Genomic DNA, 23,346 nt, shown 5'->3' with positions numbered 1-23,346 from the left:
ATGAACGTGAGCCGCCGTTGTCCGAAAATTATATTGAACTGGAACGCACGTTTCACGCGCTATCGCTGAAAGGGGAGGATAGCGACGAGTTCGACCATCATCGCCTTCGCTACGGCCAAGGGCTGGGTTGGAAGGACGTGCTCACCGGCTATCGCACGGTAATCCTTTCGGAAGCGGGTTCAGGCAAGACCGAAGAAATCCGCCATGCGGCGCAGATGCTCCGCAAAGACAAGAAATCAGCATTTTTCCTGCGGCTTGAGCATGTTTCGGATGATTTCGAGATCGCCTTTGAAGAAGGTAATCTTGCTGAGTTCGATCAATGGCTGGCCTCCTGCGATGAAGGCTGGCTGTTTCTGGATTCCGTCGATGAGGCAAGACTGCGCGAACCGAAAGATTTTGAACGGGCTATTCGTAAGATTGGCCTCCGACTTTCCGGAGCGCTTCAACGCACCCACATCATTCTTACCAGCCGGGGTACGGCATGGCGTCCGGTAACAGACCTCAAGCTTTGCCAGCAGCACCTCAAATACGTGCCGCCTGCACCGCCGGAAGATGACGCATCAGGCTCTGGCGCGGATAATGACGGCAACCCCTTCAAAATCGTGGCGTTAGATGATCTTGGGCAAAAGCAGATCAAGGCATTCGCGACGGCCAGAGGCATCGCGGATACGAAGCCATTTATGGATGCCATTGAGCGGGCCGATGCCTGGTCGATGGCGGCGCGGCCCGACGATCTCAACGAACTAATCGATTTCTGGAACAGCAAAAAGCGGATCGGCAACCGGCTAGAATTGATGCAATCCAGCACCGCACGCCGCCTTACCGAACGTGACCAAGATCGTGCTGAGTCATTTCCGTTTTCGTTAGCAGATGCGGTCAGTGGCGCGCGCAGCGTAGCTGCCGCCGCAACATTGGCTCAGGAATCGACCATCCGCGTGCCGGACGGCTCAGAGAATACCAAAGGCATTGCTGTTGCCTCCGTCTTGCCCGGATGGGACGATAAGAAATGTGCAGCACTGCTTGCCCGACCGATCTTTGATGAAGCCATCTATCAGACAGTGCGCTTCCACCACCGGACCGTCCGCGAATATCTGACAGCCGAATGGTTCAAAGAGCTTCTGGATCGTGAGACATCGCGGCGCAAAATCGAATCGGTGCTGTTCCGCGAACAATATGGCCGGGAAGTGATCGTGCCGGTTATGCGGCCCGTGCTGGTATGGCTTATTCTGCTGGATGATAAAATCCGCGAACGCGCCCTTGCGATCTGTCCCGAACTGATCTTCGAGGGTGGGGAGCCGAAAGCCCTGCCTCTGCCCGTGAGGCAGCGAATTCTATATGACGTGTGCGAGAAGATGCACACCGGGGTCATACGCAGTTCGACCAGTGACTACCGCGCTGTGCAGCGGTTTGCCGACAAAGACATCGCAAGCGATGTGAAGGCGTTGTTGGTGAAATATGCCTGCAATAACCAGGTGAAGTGGTTTCTTCTGCGCATGGTATGGCAGGGAGAGATTGCAGAACTCCTGCCTGAATCCAAACAGCTTGCGCTGAACCCCAAGGCCGAACGCTTCGCCCGCATCGCTGCCATCCGCGCCGTGCAGGCCGTAGGATCAGACGATGATAAGCGCGAGATTCGCGACAGCTTCCTGAGCGAGGCGAAAGCGTTAAACCGGGAATGGCTCAGTGAACTGATCGAAGGTCTGCCACCAACCGAGCAATCGGTTGATTGGGTCCTTGCCTGCGTTGCAAAGCTAAAACCGAAAGATCGCAATAGCGTCGAGGGCCTGCCACGGGCGCTGGATACGTTTATCAAATCCCTTCCCCTCACCCATTTGGCACCATTGCTCATTGGGCTGAACCGCCTGATTGACAAGCGACCAGTCGTCGAGCGGCGCTTTTGTGAAATTTCCAAGCGACACGGCTGGCTTATCAAGAGTGCGGCGCAAGCTGCTGAGCGGCTGATTGTCGCGCGAGACCAGGCAGCCTTGGAACTGCCTACACTTTCTATTCTGCAGAAGCTGCCAGCCGCTCAGCATGACCGTGATTGGGATTTGCGCGATATCCGTTCGGATATTCCATCCCTGGTCCCGGCCTGGCCGGAATTGAACGATGCGCTATTTTGGCATGATGTGCGCGAAGCACGCCGTGTTAGGAAGAAAAAGAAGAGCGAACGGCTCACGGAAGTCTGGCAGGTATCGATCTTTGGTTCGTACTGGCGGTTCGGCGCTGAGGATTTCGACCGTGTATTGTCGTTCATCGACGCTTGCCCTTTGCGCGATGATCGCCTCATCGCCTTGTCGCAGGCCTATCGCCTCTATCTGGACGCGAAGCGCCCCAGAAAATGGCGCGACGCAATGAAAGCCAGGGCGGCAAAAACGCCTGCGTTGCGGGCCGCGCTGCATACACACTTGCATCCGCCGCCACCCACCGAAGAGCAGCGGCAATGGAAAAAACAGGAGGCTGCATATGCGCGGCAGCGAAAGGCAAGCGATGCCGCTGATGCCAAGCGCGAGCGGGATTGGAAGGATTTTATCGCAGCGAATATCAAGCGGCTGCGCGATCCGGGATTGCCAGATAAGAGAGCGATTCTCGACATGCAGTTGCACTTGCACGAAAAAGTCCGGGAGAATGATCCGCAGGGAGCGCATTGGACATTTGGCAATTGGGAGTCGCTGACAGGCGAATTTGGACCAGAAGTTGCCCGCGCGTTCCGCGACGGCGTCGTCGCTTATTGGCGTCGATATACGCCAAGGCTGCGCTCGGAAGGAAAGGCGAGCAATAGTACGCCTTTCAGCGTTATTTTTGGCCTGACAGGCCTTAACATTGAGGCACGAGAAACCGAAAACTGGGCATCCACGCTCAGCACAAATGATGCAGATATTGCGTTCCGATATGCCATGGATGAACTCAATGGATTTCCCGATTGGATGCCATCCTTATTTTCTGAGTTTCCAGACCTGATTAGTCAGCTACTTCTAAAGGAAGTTGACCGTGACCTGCGCATTGAAACAGCCAAGCATGAAAGCCACTATGTCCTTTCCGATTTAAGCTGGAGCGGTTCATGGGCCTCGCAGGGCATCGGCCCCGGCATTTTTGAGCGCCTCAAAGCGCGAGAACCCAAGAATCTAAAAAATCTTGGCTATATGCTAAACATTATCCACGACGCGGCGGTCGATGCGGAGGGTATCGCCGCGCTGGCAAAGCTGCGCAGCGCAGACCGACGCCTCGATCACGCGGCCCGCTGGTTTGCGACTTGGACGAGTTACGAACCGGACGCGGCGATCCCGGCGATTGAAGCGCGCCTTGCGAGGATCAAAGACGCGGGGAAACAAACCAATCTGGCGATGCAATTCATTACCCAACTGCTCGGTGGACGTCGGGGTGAGGTGAAAAGCGGCAACGCTTTCCGAACCCCGCAACATCTAAAAAGCCTGTATATGCTGATGCATGTCTATATTCGCGAGAAAGATGACATTCAGCGCGCAGGTCGGGGCGTGTATTCGCCCGGACTGCGGGACGAAGCGCAGGAGGCACGAAGCCAGCTTTTCTCGTTGTTGAAGGAGATTGCCGGTAAGGAATCCTATTTAGCGTTCATGGAATTGGCGCTGCTGCACCCGGAGCCATCTTCACGGCCATGGATGCAGCATCATGCCAAAACCAAAGCGGAAATCGACGCCGACCTGGCACCATGGGCCATCGAGCAGGTGCTCGACTTCCAAAAAGCGTTGGAGCGGATTCCCGCTAATCATCGCGAACTGTTCGAGCTTACCGAAATGCGCCTTCTTGATCTCAAGGACAATCTTGAACACGGCGATAGCAGCATCGCGGACATCCTCATCAAGGGAGCGACGCAGGAAACGGCCATGCGCAATTACATCGGCGATTGGTGCCGCGAACGCGCGCAGGGCCGCTATTCGATTCCGCAGGAAGAGGAAATGGCAGACGCCAAAAAGCCCGACCTGCGTGTCCATGGCAATGGCTTTGATGCGCCCGTACCGGTCGAACTCAAGCTTGCTGACAAATGGACCGGGCCAAAGCTGTTTGAGCGGCTGAAAAACCAGCTTTGCGGTGATTACCTTCGCGACAATCGCTCAAACCGCGGCGTGTTCGTGCTGGTCTATCGCGGAGAGAAGCAGCGTTGGGATTTACCCGAAAGCGACGTGGCCGTGACTTTCCAGGAACTGGTGAATGCCCTTCAAGCCCATTGGCAAACCATTTCCAGTAAATTCCCTAACGTCGATGACATCCGTGTGATCGGGATCGATCTAACATTGCGTTCGAAATAGCAGTACAGAAATCACTGGCGGGCTGGTCAGCCCGTACCATTTTCCTTATGAACGGATGCCATGTAAAGGGGATGCGACATGGATTCAAAAGGGGCATGGATCACAACAGTTGGCGTAATTATTGCTGCGGTCGTGTCACCGGTTCTCACGGCGTGGCTAGCTCCTGATTCAAAACTAGCAGCGACGGCAAGGGACATCCTGCCCACCGTGATTGTGCAGTTTCTACCGAAACCCACTGTCTCAGGCGACTCAACTCCCGGTCCTAGCGGTCCCGCGCCAGCGCCCCCAGGACCGGTCGTCAATCCTTCTAAAACGACGCCGACAAGGACACTCGATGGTGTTGCCATGCGTATAACGCCGAGCGATGCGCCGCTTGAAGCGATAATTGCGGCACCCGTTACCTCAGGGGCACAACGGCTATCGGTTACATTTTATATTACCGCAAAAAAGGAAGCGCTTCCTGTCTTCGTGCCCGAAAATGGCCACTTAAAAGACTGGAGCGCGCGAGTTATTGAGACCGGCGCTTACTGCTCAGCAGGACGCGGAGAGTTGCACGGAATCAAATCGTTTGCAGACAATGCGTGGAAAGAACCGGACGCCATGCTGGATCAGCTTCCACTGAATTTCAAAACACCCGTAGATCAAACGCTGTTTTGCGACAAACGAGTGACCGCAGGCGAGACTCTAGTTCTTGTTGCCCGCATCGACGTTGCCAACGGGGGTGAACGATCTGCGGTTCGTCTGTCGTCGCCGGGCCTGCGGATTACAGATCGTCGTTAATGACGGCGCATAACGTTATCCGAACATCTTCACCCAATGATGGTCTGACAGAGCATGAGCTATATCGCCATAATAGTAAGCAAAGGTGTCTGGGTTGACGATTTTTCGGGCAACGAACTGGGGACGAATGGTTGATTTCGGATCAGGCGTGCGCGGGGAGACGACGAGCGTAGCGTCCGCTTCGTCGGGATCGATGACGGTCATCGTCAGTGGAGTAAAATATGCACCCAGCATTGTCAGATTGCCAAGCCGAGCTTCATCTTTTGGCTGAAGCGCTCGATAAAGGCGATCCCATTCGCCCATCGCGGTCCAGAAATCATCCAACTGACGTGAAAACAGCGGCGCGGTGCAGTAGAGCGACCATAGAGTTACCGCATCAGGGTGAGTGGCCGGCTCATGACCAGCACGTTGTCGGCCCAAGGGACCGACTAGATGATGCATGGCAACAATTTCGATATCGACGCCGCGCGTGAGGGCATCGACAATAAGCGGCCAATATCGGAATCCGTCGCGATCTTGTGCGGCGACCATGTGCCAATGGTTCTGAGCGACCAGGATAACCCGCGAACGTGCCATGGCGAGAACGCGCTCCAGCGTGTAAGCTGAGCTATGCTGGATGCCTGACACTCCAGCATCGTCCGCTGGCGCTTCGTCCTTTTGCGAATGTTCAAGATCGAAACCGATTTCCTGGAGAAATCGCCGCGTGTAGTCCGTATCTTGCTGCCACATCCACGATACGAAAGCTGGAACGAGGCGGACATGCCGACTGCGTCGAATATCTTTGGATATCGTCTCTATAGCGGCGGCGATTTCTCCGATGTCGGAATACTGATCGAAATCGTTGAAACCAAGCCGCTGAGCAATCGCGGGCATGTCCTTGGCAATCACCCCATACATGCGGGGCTGCGCATTGTTCACGTATCGCTTCGCGAGCAAACGCACTGCATCAACGAGGCGTGCTGCTCGGGTGGTTGCGCCTGGCACCGGCAAACGAACATGATCTGCGATACGATGGAGAAGATTACGATCCATGGCAGTCCCCCGATGCGTTCTCACGCTACCGGCTAGGACAAGATAATCAACGCTCTCGTGCGCCGCCGCGCGCCAGCGGGTCAGCTATTTCGACGCCTTGCCGGAAAAAACGGTGCTCCATCTCGCCAGCGTCATTGCGCTGCGACTGCGCCGGACCAAATTGCCGATGCAGCACGCCAATTACCCGCCATTCTTCACGCATGACCTCGCCGGTGGCCGGGTCATATTCGACCAGCGCCGCTCCGCCCTCGCGGTGAAGCTTGCCTTTACGATACCAGACCTCGGAACAAAGCGTTCCATCGGGGGAGAACCGCTTTTCGGCGGGAGCGTCGTCCCGATGCAGCCGCCCTCTACGATACCATTGTTCATGAGCGACCACGCCTGAAGGATAGGTGATGGTGACAGCGGGACGATGTTCACAATGGATGCCATCGTCGTGGTGATGCCAGATTTCACGCAGGCTTCCCTCGGGATATTGGTGGCGATCATCCCATGCTGGTGCGAGACGTTTCACTAGAAACTCGTCGCCCTTCAGGGGTGGAAGGTCATAGGTCAGGCGGTTTTCTTCTACTGTTACTGAATATTTTCGCATGTACTCCGGCGATGCTGGGGGCTGACATGTATAGAATCATAAGCCGCTCACGCTGGCCAGCAATTCCAGCCTCCACGGTGCTCCACCCTTACTCCCCCTTTACTCCACTGGTCCGGCCAAGCGGAAAGCGGGACATTTCTCTCAGAAACTCAACGGCGTTCGAACCCCTCGAATAGCGACGTTGAGTTTCACAGGGCCGACGGCGCGGTGCCATCGGAGAGAAATGGAGGAATGACATGCTTTTCCCAAAATGCCCCAAATGCGGCGGCAAAACTGAATCCGCCGAAGCCGGTGATCTCGATCAGGGTATCCGTGGCGCAAGCTACGGCCTGCGGACCCAGGCAAGATTGGGCCATCCCCATTCTTTCCTGCAGGCAGGAATGTTGGCGGTTTCCATTGGACGCCAGATTTACAAGCGCGTTCCCGGCGGCGGCCTCAAGCGCTGCACCGCCTGCGCCCATGAATTCCGCTGATCTTTCATACATCAAGGAGAATTAACATGACCCCATGCCCCCAATGCCATTCGACCGATGTGGAATCCAACAAACTCCCGATTATGCCAATCGGGCAAATTGCCAGCGGCGCGATTGTGGCGCGCCGGTCGCATTGGTTCAGCGAAACGGTAAGCCAATTGCTGGTCTGGACTGGCATTGCCGCCGCCAACGGCATCCGGCCCGATTGGCGGTGTCACTATTGTGACCATCGCTTCAATGGCTGATTGGTTCTCTGCGGCCTTCGGCGCGACCGTCGCCGATGTTCGCCAGCGGTTGGTGGAGGAACCATGGTTTGACCGGACGGTCACGCCAGGCTCCTCCACCAATCACCAGCACGCGGCGGGGCTATCCATGGCTGACCGCCTCGGCTGGGGCGAACGCGAAATCCAGCGACGCAACCACGACGCGCCGGATCATGATTTCGGGCGCTGAGCCGCCCGCTTCGATTTCCTGAAAGGATAGCATCATGGGCTACGCAGATAGCCTTGACGCCAAGCTGATAAGGCTTGGCGAACAGGATTATTTTACCCTACGCGATGCGGTGCAAGGTGGCGTCGTCGTCATCGGCGGCACAGGCAGTGGTAAGACCAGCGGGGCGGGAAAAGCCATCCGCGAAGCATTGTTGCGCTCCGGCGCGGGTGGCATCGTTCTGGTCGCCAAACCGGAAGAGGCGGACCTTTGGCGGGACGACATCGCTCGGACGGGCCGTAGCGCGTCGCTGATTGAATGGGATGGCACCAACGGGGGCTATAACTTCATCGCCGCCGAATTGGCCCGCCAGGGCGGCGGCGGCGTGAATGCGGTGATCGAGTTGATCATGCGCGTGCTGGATATGGCTAAGATGGCTAGCCCAGCCCCCGGTCGAACGGGTGACGCCTTCTGGGACGACACGGTGCGACAGATCCTCCGTAATTCGGTGCCTGTGCTGTTTGCCGCTACCGGCACGGTGCGTATTGCCGACATCCTAAGTTTTGTAAGGGCGGCCCCTACGTCGCCGGACCAGATGGCCAATGCTCAATGGCAGCGGGATTCCTTTTTCTGTCATGCGTTTCTCACAGCGGCAGAGCATCTCCGCCACGGCCCAGTGCCAAGCTTCGACGACAGCATAGGCGAACGCGCCACCGCCTATTGGCGTCACGACTATGCCTCCATGGATGCCAAGCTGCGCGGTAATGTGCTGGTATCGCTAACCACTGCCCTCGACCGTTTCAATCATGGTTTTTTGGAACAGGCATTGTGTCGAGGCACGGATTTTGTGCCCGAACTGACGTTTTCCGGGGCGATCATTCTGATCAACGCACCGGCGCTGATCCGCAATGAGGATGGCATCATCTTGGGTCAGGTGGCTAAGCTGGGGTGGCAGCGGGTGGTGCTGACACGCAATGGGCTGGAGGCTCACCAACGCGACCGGCTGGTCTTCTGCTACGTTGATGAATGTCAATATTACGTAAACAGCTTCGATGCGGAATTTCTCTCCACCAGTCGGGGATCGCTGGCCTGCACTGTCTACATGACGCAGAGTTTGCCCACCTTCTATGCCAAGATGGGCGGCGATCAGGCGCGCGAACGGGTCCAGCATCTTCTCGGTAATTTCGGCACCAAGATTTTCCACAGCCTGGGAGGCTGCCCTGAGACATCGGAATGGGCAGCAAAAACGTTGGGCCGCACCCTCCACCACCGGCAAAGCTACAGCCAGTCAGAGGGTAGTAGTTACCAATATGGCATGAATATGGGGGCCGGTTCCAACTGGGGCGGAAGCCACGGCTCGGGTTACAGTGCTGGCAGCAGCACCGGCCAGGGCGGCACCAGCCACAACAGCGGCAACACCTCCAACAGTGGTTCATCTTGGGGCGAGAACGAAAGCCATGGCCGCAACCGTGGCGGCGGCAGCAACAACGGTCAAAGCTGGTCGCATAACGAACAGATGGATTGGGTGATCGAACCCGGCGAGTTTAGCCGGATGCTCAAGACGGGCGGACCTTCCAACGGCAACCGCGTGTCGGCGGTCTGGTATCAGGCTGGGCGGAACTTTGCCGCCTCCGGCTCCAATGCCCTTCTTGTCGAGTTCGCCCAATGAACCGGCCCCCGCTCAAGACCCGCCTCGTCGGTCATCCGCTTGTCACCGGTCCGCTCAGCATCGCAGCGGCATGGTCAGGTTATGCCTGCTGGCAAAACACCGATGTCCTGCCCGGCACCATCTGCCTGATGGTGCTAGCCGGTTGGTCGTTAAACGCCAACGGGGTCATGGTCCGCTACCAGTCGTGGAAGCGGGCATGGGATGGCATGGCCCCATCCCATGCCCCACGCCATTCATCGGCATGGCGACCATGGGCCGGTGCTGCGATGATCGCCGCTACCTTCTTCTACGTGACCGCCCATGCCAATCAGCCCGGCTATGCGTTTGCGCAGGGCTGGATGGTCATTGGCTTGTCCCTCGCCACCATCCTGTGGCTAGGCAAGCGCCTGCGTCGCGGTCGTACAAAAGGCAACCGCAACGATCTGGCGACGGTCGTCATCCGGCGTCCGCTGTTGCCGGTGCCCAGTGTGGAAGAGGCCTATCGCCGACTTCCTGCCTACTGCCGACAGTTGTTGGAGCGGGGCCGGTGAACCCCGCAACGCACGCCCTCAAGCGCACAACTGGTGGTTGCGTTTTCGGTGGATCAGCCGGGGATTTTCCGGGTGGGCGGGAGGCTGGTCCCGACCGAAAACGCATCGCCATGACCGCCCCCGACACTCGATCAAGCGACTGTCTGATTGATGGCTTTAGCGAATTCTTAACCATACCTCCCGTACCTTGGACTTTAAAAAAGCCTCCCGCAGGGGTGCACGTTGTCCGCAACTTTAGCGGGCAACGTATCTGTGCACACTTAGGCTTTTTTGACTTATTTCGTTACGGTTTCGTAATAACTAACGGAGGTTGGTTGAGGAGAGCGAATACATTGTGCTGGGGGTCGCATCATGGCGATCTTTAGCATGCGGATGCAGGTCATCAAGCGCAGTGCCGGCAGGTCATCGGTCGCCGCTGCCGCCTACCGTTCGGGCGAGAAGCTGCACGACGAACGTCAGGACATCACGCACGACTACCGCAACCGGGGCGGAGTCGAGCATAGCGAAATACTCCTGCCGGAGAATGCCCCGGCATGGGTGCAGGGTATCGACCGGCAGACCTTATGGAACGCCGTGGAGGCAGGCGAGAAGCGCAAGGACAGTCAGACCGCCCGTGAATTGCGGCTGACCCTCCCAAGAGAAATCCCGGCAGACCAGCGCATCGCGCTGGTGCGGGATTACGTCCTTCGCAACTTCGTGTCCAAAGGCATGATCGCCGATGTCTGCTGGCACAACAAGGTTGCCAGCGACGGGCTGGAGCAGCCCCATGCCCATGTGATGCTCACCATGCGCCCTGCGGTCGAGCCAGGTGGCTGGGGTCAGAAGGTTCGGCATGATTGGGTCGCGTGTCCGCAGGGCCGCACTCATGACGACGGCAGGCCAATTATGATCGAGAGCAACTCCCAATCGTGGAACTCGGCGGAATATTACGAACGCTGCCGGGAGGACTGGGAGAATACGGCCAACGCCGCCCTTGCGCGGGTTGGGTCTGACCAGCGTATCGACAGGCGCAGCCTCCTAGAAAGAGGCATACTGCGCCTTCCTGAGCCAGCACTTCGGCTGGCGCATTATCTTTCCGATCTTCGCGGCAGCCTCAAAGAACGGTTCGGCCAGTTCCAGATGGCCAAACATTACCAAGCGGTCGAGAGCCGGGCGAAGGCCGCGTTCGCCCGGATGGAGGAATCGCCGACGCGGGCGGGCGACACCGCGCGCAATTTCCAGCGCTTCTACGACTGGTTCGACCGCCAACTGGATCGCCTCGCTCCCGCCCCTAACGGGCCGGAGCGCGAACCGCCACGAAACACCACCTTTGACATGGAGCGCTAACGATGCCTGATTCCATTCCAAATAATTGGGAACCCGATCCCCGCAAGGTCGGCAAGAACTGGCAAGATATGTTCCGCGATCCCCAGCGTGACGGCCAGCCGCCCGGTCCGTCGGCCCCGCCGCCTGCGGTGCGGGACGAACTGCCCGATGATGAGGACGGCGCGTTGAACCTCATCGAATATAAGCCATGGATCGTCCAGCGCGTGCGTTCACGCCCCGCGCTTATGCTAGAATTGCGCCGCTACGAACCACGGTCGGGCTTTTGGCAGGGATGGGCCATGCCTTACCATGGGCTGTATGCGGTCGAGTATATGGGCGATAGGATGCTTTCGCTCGACTTCGGCGCGCGGCAGTTCGTCATTGAGGGGCGCGGCCTTAATGAACTTGCCCAGCTTATTCAGCAGGGCACGGTGCTGAGAATGATCGAACACTGCCCAGCACTCTGGCCCGGCCCGACGACCGGAACCATCATTATGACGATCCGGCGTGTGCAGATTAAAATTTGATCGGCACTACTGCGCGGTTGAAGCAACCGTGCAGTGATTCGCAAGCCTGTCTTAGCTTAGCGTCGAGCGATAATTATGGATCGGAATATCCCGAGGACCCAGAATCATAGGAGCTGGCATTATCGGTGCTATAGTCGGGTGTACTGTAATCGTGGGGATCGGCCGTAAGCGGGGGTACCATCGAATCGAGGGGCGACGCCACAATGGGTTCCGGTTCGGGCTGTGCGAAACGTTGATCGAGATGCGCGTCAAATCCTTCGATTTGGCCTTGCGTGTAGCCGTTGGCGTATCCTTGCTGAAAGACGCCGGGGGCTGCCAACGCTTCGTCCTCACCCGAATTCAACGTCGATGGGGTTAGTGCAACCTCAAGGCCCGTCAGGATTGGGTTTTCTAAACTGGGAAAGTGTATTGGGTCTGGCGTTCCGAACCCATCGGGCGCGCAGGTCTGATAGGCTGCCATGTAATCACTCATCGGGTCAGCCGCGATGACGTTGCCACCACTAAATTGGGCTTCGATAGCTGCGCGACCGTCGATCTCACCCTGATGCTGCCCATAATCGTTGATGCAATCGATAGGGTCGGGCGACAGTTCGGGATGGGTCATGTCGTTAATCGCGCCGGTAAGGATATCGTAGGTGCTTCTGAAATCAGGCAGGTCGCCCTTAACAATCGATGGCATTTCCGTTCTCCTCAGCGAATCTACAGAGAAAACAAGTGAAATACGGACGTTTAGGCACGAGAATATGCGGCACTCGCATTAACCTTAGCTGTCTGGATTGCCAAAAACCGAATTCCTGAGTTCTTTCGCAAAAGAGCGACTGGCTTTGTCCATCTCGTCAAAAAAGTCAGCCACTCCGAGGGGGTCTGGTAGATCGAGAGGATTGTATCGGCTCGGCTTGTATGGCGGGCTTACGTCCGGCTTAGATCGCCGCTCGGTTGACGGTGTTTGCGGTCGCGCTCGATCAACTTCCATGCGGCCCAACCGGTTATAGCTACTCCGATCGTCACCGCCGCGATTGTCATGAACGCTGGTCCTTTCGCCATAGCTTCGGCCTGAACCTCGGCGATAGGCCGAGCCATCTTCTCCACCGTTTTTTTTTGAGCCGTGTTCGTAACGGTTTCAGCGATGTTCTCGAAGCGTTCAAGGAGCTTGCCCTCGGGGGTAAAAAATCCGCCTAGGCATTTGCCCGCTTCGACCTCGGCGGCGACGCTATCCCAATCCGTTCCGACAGTGCGCGCAGTGGCAAATGTAACAGACCCCATCGCAACCGGTTCACGGCCCGCGTGGGCTTCGGTCAGCACGTGCAGTAAGTCGTCCCTTTGACGCCCTCTCATCTCTCCCAAATCGGGGATTTTCGACGCATCTGATGGATTGCAATGATAGGCATGATTGAAGGTGATCTTACGGCCTGTCCCGCTGTAGCGGCCATCTGGCGCTTCGCGAGCAAACTCATGCTCACCGCCAATAACGTCACCGATTTTACCCATTAGCCCTACGAATAAGCCGCTTTCTGTCTTTTGCATGAAACCTACCGTTGACTGCGTATGGTGCCTCGCCCGGGGCCGTAGGTCAGCGAGGATATCATAAGGTCGCGTTGTCGGGTCACCAGACGTGAGTATGTGGTAACCATCCATAAGCTGGCTATCAGGGCTTAGGTTTCGGTTTTTCTTTGAGAATACAGTTTGGTGCCACATCAGATTGCACCCGCCACCATGCGAGGGTCAATCTCTTTGCCCTCCATAAAAATGCGGACCCCTCGGGCTTTCCCCTCAATAGCAAGCGAACTCCATGTGCTTTTGGCAAGCTCATGGTCATCGTCGGCTTCATCGACCAACCGTCCTGATTCATCGTAATATGATGCAGCACGCCTACGACGAGCGTTGACGCCATCGCCTTGTATATATTTGGTAAAACGGTTCCACCAACCGGACTGGCGCTGTTCTTCGGCAGCAGCATCTTCGCGTTGCGCCTCTTTGCGTGCTGCCGTGGCTTCGTCGCGCCGCACAATGCTGTTGCGAAATATCGTGCCACCCGCTGCGAACAGGAATGGCCATTCCAAGTTACACGCACGGAAATTACCCGTTTCAGGATCGACGACCGATGTTGGGCAGACGCACAGCATAATGTTGGGGTTCTCATCTGAGAATGGGATAATCAGTTGATCATATAGCATCCGATTCATATCGTTTATGAAGTTTTCGTGACGATTTTCGAGGATGTCAGACTTTGATATGACGAAACAAAATGGCAATATATCATTGGACTTCATGTGCTTGCGCGTTTGCATGACAATATCAACGATCTTACCCATCAAGATGCGGTTCTGGAGCGCGGTCAGGTCATTGTCTTCGACGCATTCGGCGATTACATTTGCGGGAAGGAAAGCGATGGCAATGTCGCATGTTGATAGTTGTTTTACGATTTTCTCGGAATCTGTATGTGAGCCTGACAAAGCCTCACCGGCAGGATCATACAGCTCGATTGTTCGTTTGTGCGATTCGATAGCGCGTAGACCCTCAAATTCCACGTCACAGAACTTGAAGTGAATATCGACGTTCGAGCGATCCAAATCTTCGGTCGGGTCCGGCCATTCGATAATCGGGCGCTGCGAGAAAAGTTCTGCATTTCGTGAAAGCGTCTGCTCCAGACTAGCACTAGTGATGCCCATGCGAAATCCCACGCGGCGAGACACACCCAGACGGGAATATGCCTCAATCTCGTTCGGAGAGAGCGGGATGAAGGCAACACTATGGCGAAATTTGTAGCTGAGACCGGAAAAGTAAACGGTTTTCCCGGAGCGCGAAGCGCCAAGCAATGCAATTTTCATGATGACATTCCATCGTTAGAAAAGCGAAATGACCGAGCATCGGTGGCGTTCATGACTGATGCCCTTGCTCCGATGACGACGATGGACCCATTCTGCGAAACAGGTCGTCCAAGGAACGGTTGGGCCTCGTCGCTTTATCTGATGACGAACGGCTAAGGCCACGCAAACCTTCCAGCGCCAGTTCCAACCGGAGCGGCTCGGCATTGCGCGCACGCGACCCCAAAAGACGGGTCATCACGGCAAGGTCGTCGCCCTCAAAGTGGTTGGCACGGCGATAATACGACAGCGCGTCATTCAAAAGCGTTTCGGCGTAACTGCGATGGTTTGCATGTTCCGCCGCAAGCGCGGCGTCTGCGGCTAGCTCCGACGCGAGCAATGGCGCGCGGTCACTGACATGGCGTAGCCCCGACTGGTATGCGTGCGTTACAGGTTTCCAATAAGTGGCAGGAACATTCGCAGTCGTCCCCATTGCCATCAATTTCGGCAAAGCTGGCTGCCGCAAACCGTGCGGGGCGCGCAATGCATGAAATGTATCTGCCATAGATGCGATGGCGCTCGACAATGCCAGCGACAGCAAGAATTTCGACTTTTGCGGATCGGCTGCAACCGATGATAAGTCGATGATGAAGGGCGGCAACGAAATAGCGCGCGCCGCATCGTCATAGGCCTCCCCCCAATGCGAGACCGTTACCCGATAAAAATGATGGTCGATAATTGATATGTCAAACAGGATACTTGGTTCGGTGGCGACCATATTTGAGAGGACTGCTAAAATCCCCTGTATGCTTTTGTCTTTATGGACGCGGTAGTCAGGGTAAAAGAGGACGCCATTGTTTCTAGCATCGATGCGATCCGTCGGATTTTGCTGCGGCGAATACCATGTGAGCATTTGGTCTTCGGCGATTAGGAGCGCCTCTTTGAGGAGGCGAAGCGTCGCATCAGAAGTGTCACCTTTGGTCACCACTGAACGATGATCTGTTTGCCGGACGATCACATTAAGGGCACGACCGTTGGCGTCGCCAGACCTGCGGATAAAATCGGCAGGCATAAATTCCATCGGCCACCGCGCTAGCTGATGCTGCCATTCCGTGAGTTCAAGGCGATGGCGATGCTCGACTAGTAATCGCTGGCGACCTTCCTGCACCTGAAATTCAAAGCGTTCCTCTTCGCGCTCCATGCGCTCGCGTTGGAGTGCAACATTGGCAACCTGTGCTTGCTCAAACTTTACGGGGATGAGCCGCTGCACAATCCGCGGCCCAATGGAATTAACAAAAGCGAGAGTGGCTCCACCGATAGCCATGGACAATGGATCAAACACGATCTGCCCTTCCCGTTGGGCCGCTATCGGATTACGCTGAGCGCAAGGCGATAAGCGGTTGAACCAGCAACCTTGCATTCGCCAATGCGAATCGATACGCAAATTTAACTCGATATTCGGATTTGAGTAAACTTGGTTTCGGTATGGTTATAAAAGAATCCGACCCCTCTGAGCGCCTCCACGATATGAATTCCGAGGCGGGGCTGACGACGTTAACAGCTATTATGGGTTTTGCGGTTCAGGTGCTCCGCAAAGAAAAACGATTTACCCAAACCACGCTCGCCGAAAGCTGTGGGATTTCACAAGCGACGATCTCGCGCATTGAAATGGGGGAAGCCGACGTGACGGTTCCCCAACTCTATGCGATTTGCCAGTCGCTTGAAATCAGTGCCTCCGATTTCATCGGAATGGCCGATTCGATTCGGGCCACGCTATCCCAGCGAAATATCAGTGTGCTGGGCCGACTGCCCAAGCCCGCCGAACTGCAAAAGAACGTTGCCGGTCTTTCTGCGAGCGATGCCCGCCCGAATTTGATACCGTTGCTTTCAATGGCAAGCCCTTTAAGCTTTGCCTTAGCTAGCGTCGCGCTTGAAGTCATTCACAACAAATTTAAAAAATAGCATCGTCACGCATTTCCTGAAAAGCTAAATAGTCCCTATTGCCCATAATGTTGCGGCAAAACGAAATTAGAGCCGGAGCAAAGTTCGTTCGGTAGGCTGAGAAAATGGACGCTACGATCGTCATGACTCAAGTCGTTGGTCAATATTGTTCTGCACAGGCGCTCATAGAGATTTCCGCCGGAAGTTAGCAATGACTAGTATCACGGGCGAAAGCCATAGTTCGCCGACGGCGAACATAAAGCGTAGCGTTGATCTCATGGCGCACCCCGCCACATCCTTGCCGCGACCGCTCGTTCTTCGGCTCCCATGGCGAAAGTATAGGTCGCGGTCGAGCGGATGCTGGCATGACCCATCCAGCGTTGCAACATGGATTCCGGGACAGAATGCGTGATGGCGTTTACGCCATAAGCATGGCGCAGGCCACGGGGGTTGGCCTGCGGGCCATTAATGCCCGCTTCCGCCATCAAGCGCGAAATGATCCGCCAGCCATGCATCCGCGACCAAGGAAATAGTCGGGCATCGGGCGCACACCTTTCGGCCCATCCAGCCAAGGCATAGGCCAAGCTATCTGGGATCGGCACGGCCCTATAGACGGCCCGCCTGCGCTTGAGCGTCCGAAAGACCACCATCTTATTGCAGGTATCCACATGCGCGCCGGTCACGGCCAGCGCCTCGCTGATGCGGCACCCCGAATAATGCAGCAGTTCACAGAACAGCCGCGTGTGCCGATTGGCCTCGGCGGCGGCTGCCAGTAGCAAGCATGCTTCGCGGGAATCTACGTATTTGCGATGCCCTTGCGCGGTGAAGAGACGGGTTTCGGCGGCAAAGTGCATATTCATGGGCGGCCCCTGATGATCGGGTGACAATATTGGCTGTTCTGTTGCAATCCCCTGTGTTCCAAAGCCGCAGAAATCCTTGCAGTCTGGCCATGCCAGCCCCAAGGCCATGCGGAACGCTGGATAAGGAATGGCGTTCTAAGTCATAGAGAAGGTTACGCTTCTTCTCCCGTCCACAGGTGACAAAACAGCCAATTCCGTAACCTCGCGCTGTCGATTGAGGGCGGGTGAGGGATTTTTGCCATGGGTGAGACACTTTACTGGCGCAGCCATGGTGGGGCAGCCCTTGCCTTCCTCGCTTTGACCCTCGCACTTGCAGGCTGTGATGGCGCGACCCAAGCTCCCACTCCAACGAGTACCGTCAATGCCGAAGCGGCGGCGAATGCCGCCGACGCGGCCATCGCATTGGAGACGCAACGCGGCTGCATGACTGCCGCGTTGAACAACACCGTCTACAAGCAACAAAGCGATAGTGATCTGGAAGCAGCTTTGTTCGCTCAGGATTTGAAAGAATGCCCCATTGATTTCATTCAATCCTACGTAGCGTTGCGAAACGCGGCGAAGGATTATTTAGTCGTTGCGCGTGAACTCACCGCCCATTCGGACACCAAGACTGCGGCTGATGAAAACGATTGGTGGAACCTTGGTTGCAGCGTGCTTTCGGGCAGGCAATGCGTGGAATGGCCATCCGATGTTTGGAACAGGGCTAACGGCGAAATAAAGACGCGGTTCGAAGCTGCAAAGGCGGCGTTAGCAAGCGCCCGTGGTGGCAACGAACAGGTGGCGGCAGGCTACGGCATCTATTTCCGCACGGCTGACCAGCCCTCCAACGCTCAAGAAAAATTCAAGGGCCTCGCTCCAACCGAGAATGCGATGTGATCCGCGCAGTGTTGATCGCGCTGAGCGCCACCTTTGTGGCATTTCCTGCCACCGCGCAAAAACTGGAGATGGACAGGAATATCTTGCTGCATGACATCTCGCGTAGTGAAGTCGCTCAGTTTCGCATGGCCTGTGCAACGGGCAAAGCGCCCGCCATGCAAGCACGGATCAAGTCGGTCGGATGGGACGCCCTGACAGCCGGGCAATGGTGCGTGACGGTTCTGACGCGCGCGGGGCGCGACGGGACGTTGCGCTACGTTGCGTTGCGAGATGGGAGGGCAACGCCCGCTGTCGCCTTCGATGCAGGATTTGTCGATGGCTATTTGAAGCACGAGGCGTTGCCCGCCGATGCTCCCGCAATGGCGACATTGTTACCCATCGCTAATCGTTGTTTGGACCAAAAAGAGGCGGATAAAGGCTTGTGTGGCGCAGTGGGACACATGTTAGGTGCCCGCGCGTCTCGCGGGGAACTTGTGCCCATTAATTAGGAGTGGCTCACCCCTTGCACTGGCACGAATGCGACTTGCGCCGTCACGCCGTGGACAGGCGTAGCGTCTGCGACCTTCGCCGCATCCGTAACGCCGGATGATCGCAGCTTCGCTATAACATCGGCCATAGCGGTCGATGATGTTGGCGAAGTCGAACGCTCCTCGGCAACGTCTTCCTTGGGCACTGTCGCAACACTGGCGCTTTTCCCGACACTTGCCTTGATTGCATCTAACTCCTTGTCGGTGAGGGAGGCACGATCCTGCTCGACAAATGCCTTCATGGCGTTGATCGGGTTGTCCTTATGTACAGCCAGCAGGGCGTCGATCCGGTCGTCAGGAATGCCCTTTGACCGCATGATGCTTCGAAGATCGGCGCGCATGTCTTCATCGAACTTCGACACGTCGCCACCGTCCTGAATGATCTTGGCGCGCAGCGCGGCGGTGCTGGCGGCCAAGTCATCCACGCGGCGCATGAGCGCCGGGTTGGCGCTGCCGCCATGGGCGGCAAGATCGACGGCTTGGCCGTAGGCCGCGCCGCTGGCGGTGAGCGCACCTTGTGGGCCGCCCTCCGCGATACCGGCTTCGTAGCGCTTGCGGCGCTCGTCCTCGCGCTGGCTGTAGGCATCGCGCTCGGCGTCGTTGTCGAATTGCAGCAGGTCATCATACTGATGCAGGTCACGCATGAAGGATGCGGCCTGCATCTGTGCCCGGCTGGCCAGCGCCGCGCCATCGGCAGCATCGGCCACGTTGGCGGATGCGCGGCCTTGCTCGATCACGGCATGGGTCTGCGTCACGGCAGCGGCAATGTCGCTGCGCATGGTGGCCAGATCGCTGCGGCTGGCGCTGCCGATGCCGCGTTGAAGCTGGGTCAACGCCTGCATCTGGTTCTGCACGGCGGCGGTGTTGCCGCCGCTTCGGCTCAACTCCGCCAGCGCTTCCTCCAGCGCGAAGCGGGCACCGACGACTTGCCCCAGCAATTCGGCGCGCAAGCTCGCTTGCGGATCATCCGGCATGGCCGGATGATCGGTCGGGGAAACTGTGATCTGGGCGACTATAGATTACCTGTGACGGGTGTCGTTCGCGTGTGAACCTGTTCTCAGGATACACCCGAAATCGCTAAAGATTGGTTAATAATTGCCTAACGGCCCAAGGCGGATGCCCTGGGCCGTGATCGCCGCTACTCGGCGGTTGGATGCTCGGTAATGGCGCGCATCACCATGCGACCTGTCGTTGGGAAGGCTTCGCACTTGATCGAGAAACCCTCGCCATCGCGGTTGGGCCAAGCGGCTCCAATGGGGGTCCAGATCGCGGCCTTGCCTTCGCCCGTGACGATAAAGATACGGTGGGTTGGTTTGGCGGGGGTGGACGATTGATTGGTCATGGTCGGCTCCTTGGTTGTGCCACCGGCTTATCCGGTGGCTTCGTGGGGAGCCTCGCGCGGTAGGCCGTCGAGCCGCCGGTCAAGGCCGCGCCAGCGCCCGCCAGGGACGAACCTGCACAAGCCGCAGGCGCGGAAGGGAGAGCCTTGACCGGCGGCGGGCCTGCCGCAACGCTCACCCACTAGAAGCCCACCGATAAGCCGGTGGAACGGCCAAGGTGCTGTCGCCGGGCAGTCGTGCCACTGCTATCAATCTTTCTGACGTGTAGTGTGCTGAGGGCTATTCATAATCGGCATGGATTCCTCCCGTCTGGCCCCGCTAGGGATAGGTGGTGGTTTGCGGGCGGTATCGCCGACCGCGCACCACGGAAAAGGCTCCTTGCTTCCTTCGTGCAGCATCGGCCCGCTGGCACGGCGCATTCTGCGGCCTTGTCCGTGGCGCTTGTCCGGTCGGCGGTTCTCGCCGCGTCCACACGCAATCCCGCGCGGGGCGCAACCGGGGAGGAACCCATGACGACCACGATCATCCTGCTAACCATCAACAGCTTTGCTCAACTGATTGCCGCCGTAGCGCAATTGGTGACGGCACTACGCCGGAGAACATGATACTCCGGCGTAGGGTTAATATCGCTGCTTCGTCAGGAATCCACGAATGTAAGCGGCGAGGCGGCTATGGCTGCCGCAATCTGGTGTATGTCAACTAAGGAACCCGTTTTGCAGGCTAGGTAGAGTTCCGTTCCATGGCCGTAAATGCTGGGACTATCGACCTGGGTATATTCAAAACCGTGCTTAGCGCACCACTCAGACATTTCAGCCCGCCGATGGTCGGCACGACCGGGATAGGGTTCCGTGGAAAGGACAAATTGCTTCGTCGCAGGATGATACCAGCGTTCATCATGATCTGCGATTGGCGGGCGGTTATGATAATCGCTTTTGGGGTAGCAACGATTGGAGCGTGATGGGCGCAAACCCGTGATCTCCATGAATTCCAAAGCGCGCGCGACCCGGCGAAGACGACGCTGGGCATATTCCGCGTTATCGTCCAGATAACCGCCGATATGTAGGCTGATCGTTTCTTCGTCGGCCACGTGGCAGCCCCCCAAATAACCTCGCAGATAGTGGGGCTTAAGCAACTGCGTTGCTATCTGGGAAAGTGACACGGTAAGCGTCTCGGTGCCGCTTTCACGCGTCTTAGAATTGCGCCACCATTGCCGCAGCAAAACAGGGAATGTGAGCGACGCAGTCTCGGGTTGATTCGCAGACTTGTGAACTGCATCCTTGAAGTTTGCGAATCCGCGCCCGACAGCGACTAAGTCGAGAGCAACATGTAGCTTACAGTTTTGTTCGCTCGCAATCTGCCGCGCGCGTCGTTTCATATTGTCGATGGAATAGATATGCGATGCCATGTCCGTGCTCCTACGGCATCGGGATAACGTCGCCTGCAACCGTTGGCCCATGCCGACAAAGTACGGGATGGTCGATCAACATAACGGTGTCGGTTACGACTTTGCTACAGCAGGCGGAAGGCCACCGTCTTTGGCCTTCACTGCGTATGTCACGGTCTGATTTGATCTGCAATATGGATATTTTGTTGGCGATGACCGCGCGCCGTTCAGCGCTTTTGGCGGTCACCATGCCTGCGGTTTCTTCGGCATTTCGCGTAGCGGAAGGGCAAACCGTACGGTTGCCAATCTTCCGCCAAAAAGCATGCCCCTCGCCTCTGTTCAGAGGCCGTAAGGGTCATGCAAAATGGATGGTGCGGGCGGTCGGAATCGAACCGACACTCCTTGCGGAACTGGATTTTGAATCCAGCGCGTCTACCAGTTTCACCACGCCCGCGACGGGAGAAGCCTATAGCGGTTGCTTCGCAAGGTGCAACAAGAATGACACCGAAAATCCATGAAAATGGGAAGCAATCACTTTGTCTTACGACGCCCGGCTGCCTTAAGCTTGGGTCGCCGGACGTTGACGGCTGAGGCGTCGATGTTGTTTTTTAGGTGCCGCCCATAGTATTTTTCAATCATCTCGACACTTGTTCGGCAGTTCTTGGCTACCTGATAAATATCTGCCCCCCTCCAAAAGTCGCATACAGATATAAGTGTGACGCAGACTGTAGCAGGTGCGGATATGGCCATCGCGGTCGAATTTGAGGTTTAGTTCCTCAAGAACGGTGTTCATCAACTCACGGGGTGTCTTACCGAAAATTCGGTCGGTCGGCTTCAACTGTTTGCGCTTGCGAAGTCGTTCGAACGGCAACACCGCACCGGGCATGGATTTGCAATAGCCCACACCACGCTTGCCGCGCACCTCGATCTCAAGAATCCGCTCGCCGGTGGATTCATCTTTCACAACCGTCACGTCACGATGTTCAAGCCGTGCAGACTCGTCCGGACGGAGGCCGGTATTACCCATGAAAAGCACGTAGTCATGAAACGTCTCAACTACTTCGCGCCAACGTTCCTTCGCAGGATTTTTGGCACGCTCCCGTGTTGCCTCGTAGAGCATCTTGTATTCTTCCGGCGAGAACCATGCGCGATGCTCGATCTTGCCCGAACTTTTGTAAGGGGCAGACATATCAGGCAGCGCGGTAATCCATCCCTTGCGGTTCGCCGTCTTTAGCACCTGCCGCAGCGTGACGATCTCGCCGTGAAGGGTCGCGCGTGCAGGCCGTTTAGGTTTGCCAGTTTTCGGATCAAGGCGGGAGGTCTGCCGATGGACCCGGTATTCCTGAACCAGCCCCGCCGTGATTTCGGAAACCGGGCGGTCGGCAAAGAATGGCAACAGATGCACCCGGATATGATCCGACTTCTGCGCGACGTAATCGACGTTACGTTCGCCCTGGGTGATGATTTCGTATTCAGCAAGGAAGGCCTCGGTCGCCTGCTTGAATGTTGGTGTTGATGGCGTTCGCGTTCGCCGCCTTATCGGCGGCGCGTCGGTTCCGACGACAGGTTGCTGGACAGGTCTGTCCAGCAATAAGGATTCGCCGCCGCGTCTACGGCGTCGTTCTTCGACATAGCGTTCCAGATACCAGTCATGAGCAAACTGCTTGGCCAGCACCAAGCTTTCTTCTTTGGTTGTCTGTCGATGATTGCGGCTGCCCATGTAGGTGGAACATTGCCAAAACCGGCTGCCTTCACGTCGATAAACGTGAAGCTTTCCATCCATCAAACTGTGCGTTTCTACAGGCATGTCCCACCTCCAAAGTGTGTAAGACATGTGTAAGGATAACTGGCGCGGCTGAATTTGTCAAAGTCATTGAATTAATTGCTGTTTTTGCTTTGTTTTTCAGCACTAACCCGATTTTGAGTGCGGCGCGTCTACCAGTTTCACCACAGGGGCGCGGGGGCTTCCTTAGTCGGCGAATCGTCGTTCG

23 protein-coding genes and 1 tRNA gene are annotated in these 23,346 nt (G+C 56.8%); 11 read left to right on the top strand and 13 right to left on the bottom strand.

The genetic code is table 11. The features are described 5' to 3' along the window. Positions 1-17: 17 nt before the first annotated feature. Positions 18-4,286, top strand: coding sequence for an NACHT domain-containing antiphage protein HyoA (gene hyoA / locus ACODSN_RS01305; RefSeq protein ID WP_489052506.1), 4,269 nt, complete (start codon positions 18-20; stop codon positions 4,284-4,286). Between the two features lie 78 nt (positions 4,287-4,364). Beyond that, complete coding sequence (locus tag ACODSN_RS01300) at positions 4,365-5,066, top strand: hypothetical protein (RefSeq protein WP_489052505.1); 702 nt, start codon at positions 4,365-4,367, stop codon at positions 5,064-5,066. A 15-nt stretch (positions 5,067-5,081) separates the two neighbouring features. Here the strand turns inward: ACODSN_RS01300 and ACODSN_RS01295 are convergent, their stop codons facing one another. The 3 genes from ACODSN_RS01295 to ACODSN_RS01285 form a co-directional block, all read right to left on the bottom strand. Beyond that, positions 5,082-6,098, bottom strand: a complete 1,017-nt coding sequence (locus tag ACODSN_RS01295) for a hypothetical protein (protein ID WP_489052503.1) — start codon at positions 6,096-6,098, stop codon at positions 5,082-5,084. Positions 6,099-6,144: 46 nt separating this feature from the next. Beyond that, a complete protein-coding gene (locus ACODSN_RS01290; RefSeq protein ID WP_489052502.1) occupies positions 6,145-6,690 on the bottom strand; it encodes a toxin-antitoxin system YwqK family antitoxin in 546 nt (181 codons plus the stop codon). 188 nt (positions 6,691-6,878) lie between these two features. Next, positions 6,879-7,151, bottom strand: a complete 273-nt coding sequence (locus ACODSN_RS01285) for a hypothetical protein (RefSeq protein WP_489052500.1) — start codon at positions 7,149-7,151, stop codon at positions 6,879-6,881. A gap of 38 nt (positions 7,152-7,189) precedes the next feature. On the opposite strand from ACODSN_RS01285, the gene ACODSN_RS01280 reads away from it, so the two are divergent. From ACODSN_RS01280 to ACODSN_RS01255, 6 genes are all read left to right on the top strand, one after another. After that, positions 7,190-7,408: a hypothetical protein gene (locus tag ACODSN_RS01280; RefSeq protein ID WP_489052498.1), complete on the top strand. Its 219-nt coding sequence runs from the start codon at positions 7,190-7,192 to the stop codon at positions 7,406-7,408. After that, positions 7,401-7,616, top strand: a complete 216-nt coding sequence (locus ACODSN_RS01275) for a hypothetical protein (protein ID WP_489052496.1) — start codon at positions 7,401-7,403, stop codon at positions 7,614-7,616. Before ACODSN_RS01280 ends, ACODSN_RS01275 begins: the two co-directional genes overlap by 8 nt. Before the next feature lie 34 nt (positions 7,617-7,650). Beyond that, positions 7,651-9,261: a TraM recognition domain-containing protein gene (locus tag ACODSN_RS01270; protein ID WP_489052495.1), complete on the top strand. Its 1,611-nt coding sequence runs from the start codon at positions 7,651-7,653 to the stop codon at positions 9,259-9,261. Then, positions 9,258-9,791: a hypothetical protein gene (locus tag ACODSN_RS01265; RefSeq protein WP_489052494.1), complete on the top strand. Its 534-nt coding sequence runs from the start codon at positions 9,258-9,260 to the stop codon at positions 9,789-9,791. The genes ACODSN_RS01270 and ACODSN_RS01265 overlap by 4 nt, the downstream gene beginning before the upstream one ends. A gap of 351 nt (positions 9,792-10,142) precedes the next feature. Further along, positions 10,143-11,117 carry a MobQ family relaxase gene (gene mobQ, locus ACODSN_RS01260; protein ID WP_489052492.1) on the top strand — a complete coding sequence of 325 codons (975 nt, stop codon included), beginning with the start codon at positions 10,143-10,145 and terminating at the stop codon, positions 11,115-11,117. Positions 11,118-11,185: 68 nt separating this feature from the next. Next, a complete protein-coding gene (locus ACODSN_RS01255) occupies positions 11,186-11,623 on the top strand; it encodes a hypothetical protein (protein WP_489052490.1) in 438 nt (145 codons plus the stop codon). Between the two features lie 73 nt (positions 11,624-11,696). Here ACODSN_RS01255 and ACODSN_RS01250 read toward each other — a convergent pair whose 3' ends face one another. From ACODSN_RS01250 to ACODSN_RS01235, 4 genes are all read right to left on the bottom strand, one after another. Beyond that, positions 11,697-12,302, bottom strand: coding sequence for a hypothetical protein (locus ACODSN_RS01250; protein WP_489052489.1), 606 nt, complete (start codon positions 12,300-12,302; stop codon positions 11,697-11,699). Between the two features lie 230 nt (positions 12,303-12,532). Further along, entirely contained in the window at positions 12,533-13,147 is a 615-nt protein-coding gene (locus tag ACODSN_RS01245) for a hypothetical protein (protein WP_489052487.1), read from the bottom strand. 170 nt (positions 13,148-13,317) lie between these two features. Then, the gene (locus tag ACODSN_RS01240; protein ID WP_489052486.1) at positions 13,318-14,451 is read right to left on the bottom strand and encodes a hypothetical protein; all 1,134 of its coding nucleotides are present in this window, start codon (positions 14,449-14,451) and stop codon (positions 13,318-13,320) included. 49 nt (positions 14,452-14,500) lie between these two features. Further along, the gene (locus ACODSN_RS01235; protein ID WP_489052485.1) at positions 14,501-15,769 is read right to left on the bottom strand and encodes a hypothetical protein; all 1,269 of its coding nucleotides are present in this window, start codon (positions 15,767-15,769) and stop codon (positions 14,501-14,503) included. A gap of 122 nt (positions 15,770-15,891) precedes the next feature. Between ACODSN_RS01235 and ACODSN_RS01230 the strand changes: the two genes are divergently transcribed. Next, complete coding sequence (locus tag ACODSN_RS01230) at positions 15,892-16,389, top strand: helix-turn-helix domain-containing protein (protein WP_489052483.1); 498 nt, start codon at positions 15,892-15,894, stop codon at positions 16,387-16,389. Between the two features lie 254 nt (positions 16,390-16,643). On the opposite strand, the gene ACODSN_RS01225 is transcribed toward ACODSN_RS01230, so the two are convergent. Next, positions 16,644-17,228, bottom strand: coding sequence for a tyrosine-type recombinase/integrase (locus tag ACODSN_RS01225; RefSeq protein WP_489052481.1), 585 nt, complete (start codon positions 17,226-17,228; stop codon positions 16,644-16,646). Between the two features lie 240 nt (positions 17,229-17,468). Between ACODSN_RS01225 and ACODSN_RS01220 the strand changes: the two genes are divergently transcribed. Beyond that, positions 17,469-18,104, top strand: a complete 636-nt coding sequence (locus ACODSN_RS01220; RefSeq protein WP_489052479.1) for a hypothetical protein — start codon at positions 17,469-17,471, stop codon at positions 18,102-18,104. Then, entirely contained in the window at positions 18,101-18,592 is a 492-nt protein-coding gene (locus tag ACODSN_RS01215; RefSeq protein WP_489052477.1) for a hypothetical protein, read from the top strand. Before ACODSN_RS01220 ends, ACODSN_RS01215 begins: the two co-directional genes overlap by 4 nt. Here ACODSN_RS01215 and ACODSN_RS01210 read toward each other — a convergent pair. The 5 genes from ACODSN_RS01210 to ACODSN_RS01190 all read right to left on the bottom strand — a co-directional run bounded on the left by ACODSN_RS01210 (position 18,589) and on the right by ACODSN_RS01190 (position 23,162). Next, positions 18,589-19,605 carry a hypothetical protein gene (locus ACODSN_RS01210; RefSeq protein ID WP_489052475.1) on the bottom strand — a complete coding sequence of 339 codons (1,017 nt, stop codon included), beginning with the start codon at positions 19,603-19,605 and terminating at the stop codon, positions 18,589-18,591. The genes ACODSN_RS01215 and ACODSN_RS01210 overlap by 4 nt on opposite strands. A gap of 164 nt (positions 19,606-19,769) precedes the next feature. Further along, positions 19,770-19,973 carry a hypothetical protein gene (locus ACODSN_RS01205; RefSeq protein ID WP_489052473.1) on the bottom strand — a complete coding sequence of 68 codons (204 nt, stop codon included), beginning with the start codon at positions 19,971-19,973 and terminating at the stop codon, positions 19,770-19,772. Between the two features lie 635 nt (positions 19,974-20,608). Then, the gene (locus ACODSN_RS01200; RefSeq protein ID WP_489052471.1) at positions 20,609-21,376 is read right to left on the bottom strand and encodes a hypothetical protein; all 768 of its coding nucleotides are present in this window, start codon (positions 21,374-21,376) and stop codon (positions 20,609-20,611) included. Between the two features lie 348 nt (positions 21,377-21,724). Beyond that, positions 21,725-21,809 (bottom strand) — tRNA-Leu (locus ACODSN_RS01195). Positions 21,810-21,986: 177 nt separating this feature from the next. After that, positions 21,987-23,162, bottom strand: coding sequence for a site-specific integrase (locus tag ACODSN_RS01190; RefSeq protein ID WP_489052469.1), 1,176 nt, complete (start codon positions 23,160-23,162; stop codon positions 21,987-21,989). Between the last annotated feature and the right edge of the window lie 184 nt (positions 23,163-23,346).

This window comes from Sphingobium sp. FG11, from assembly GCF_057809915.1.
This window is presented reverse-complemented; position numbering and strand designations above follow the sequence as displayed.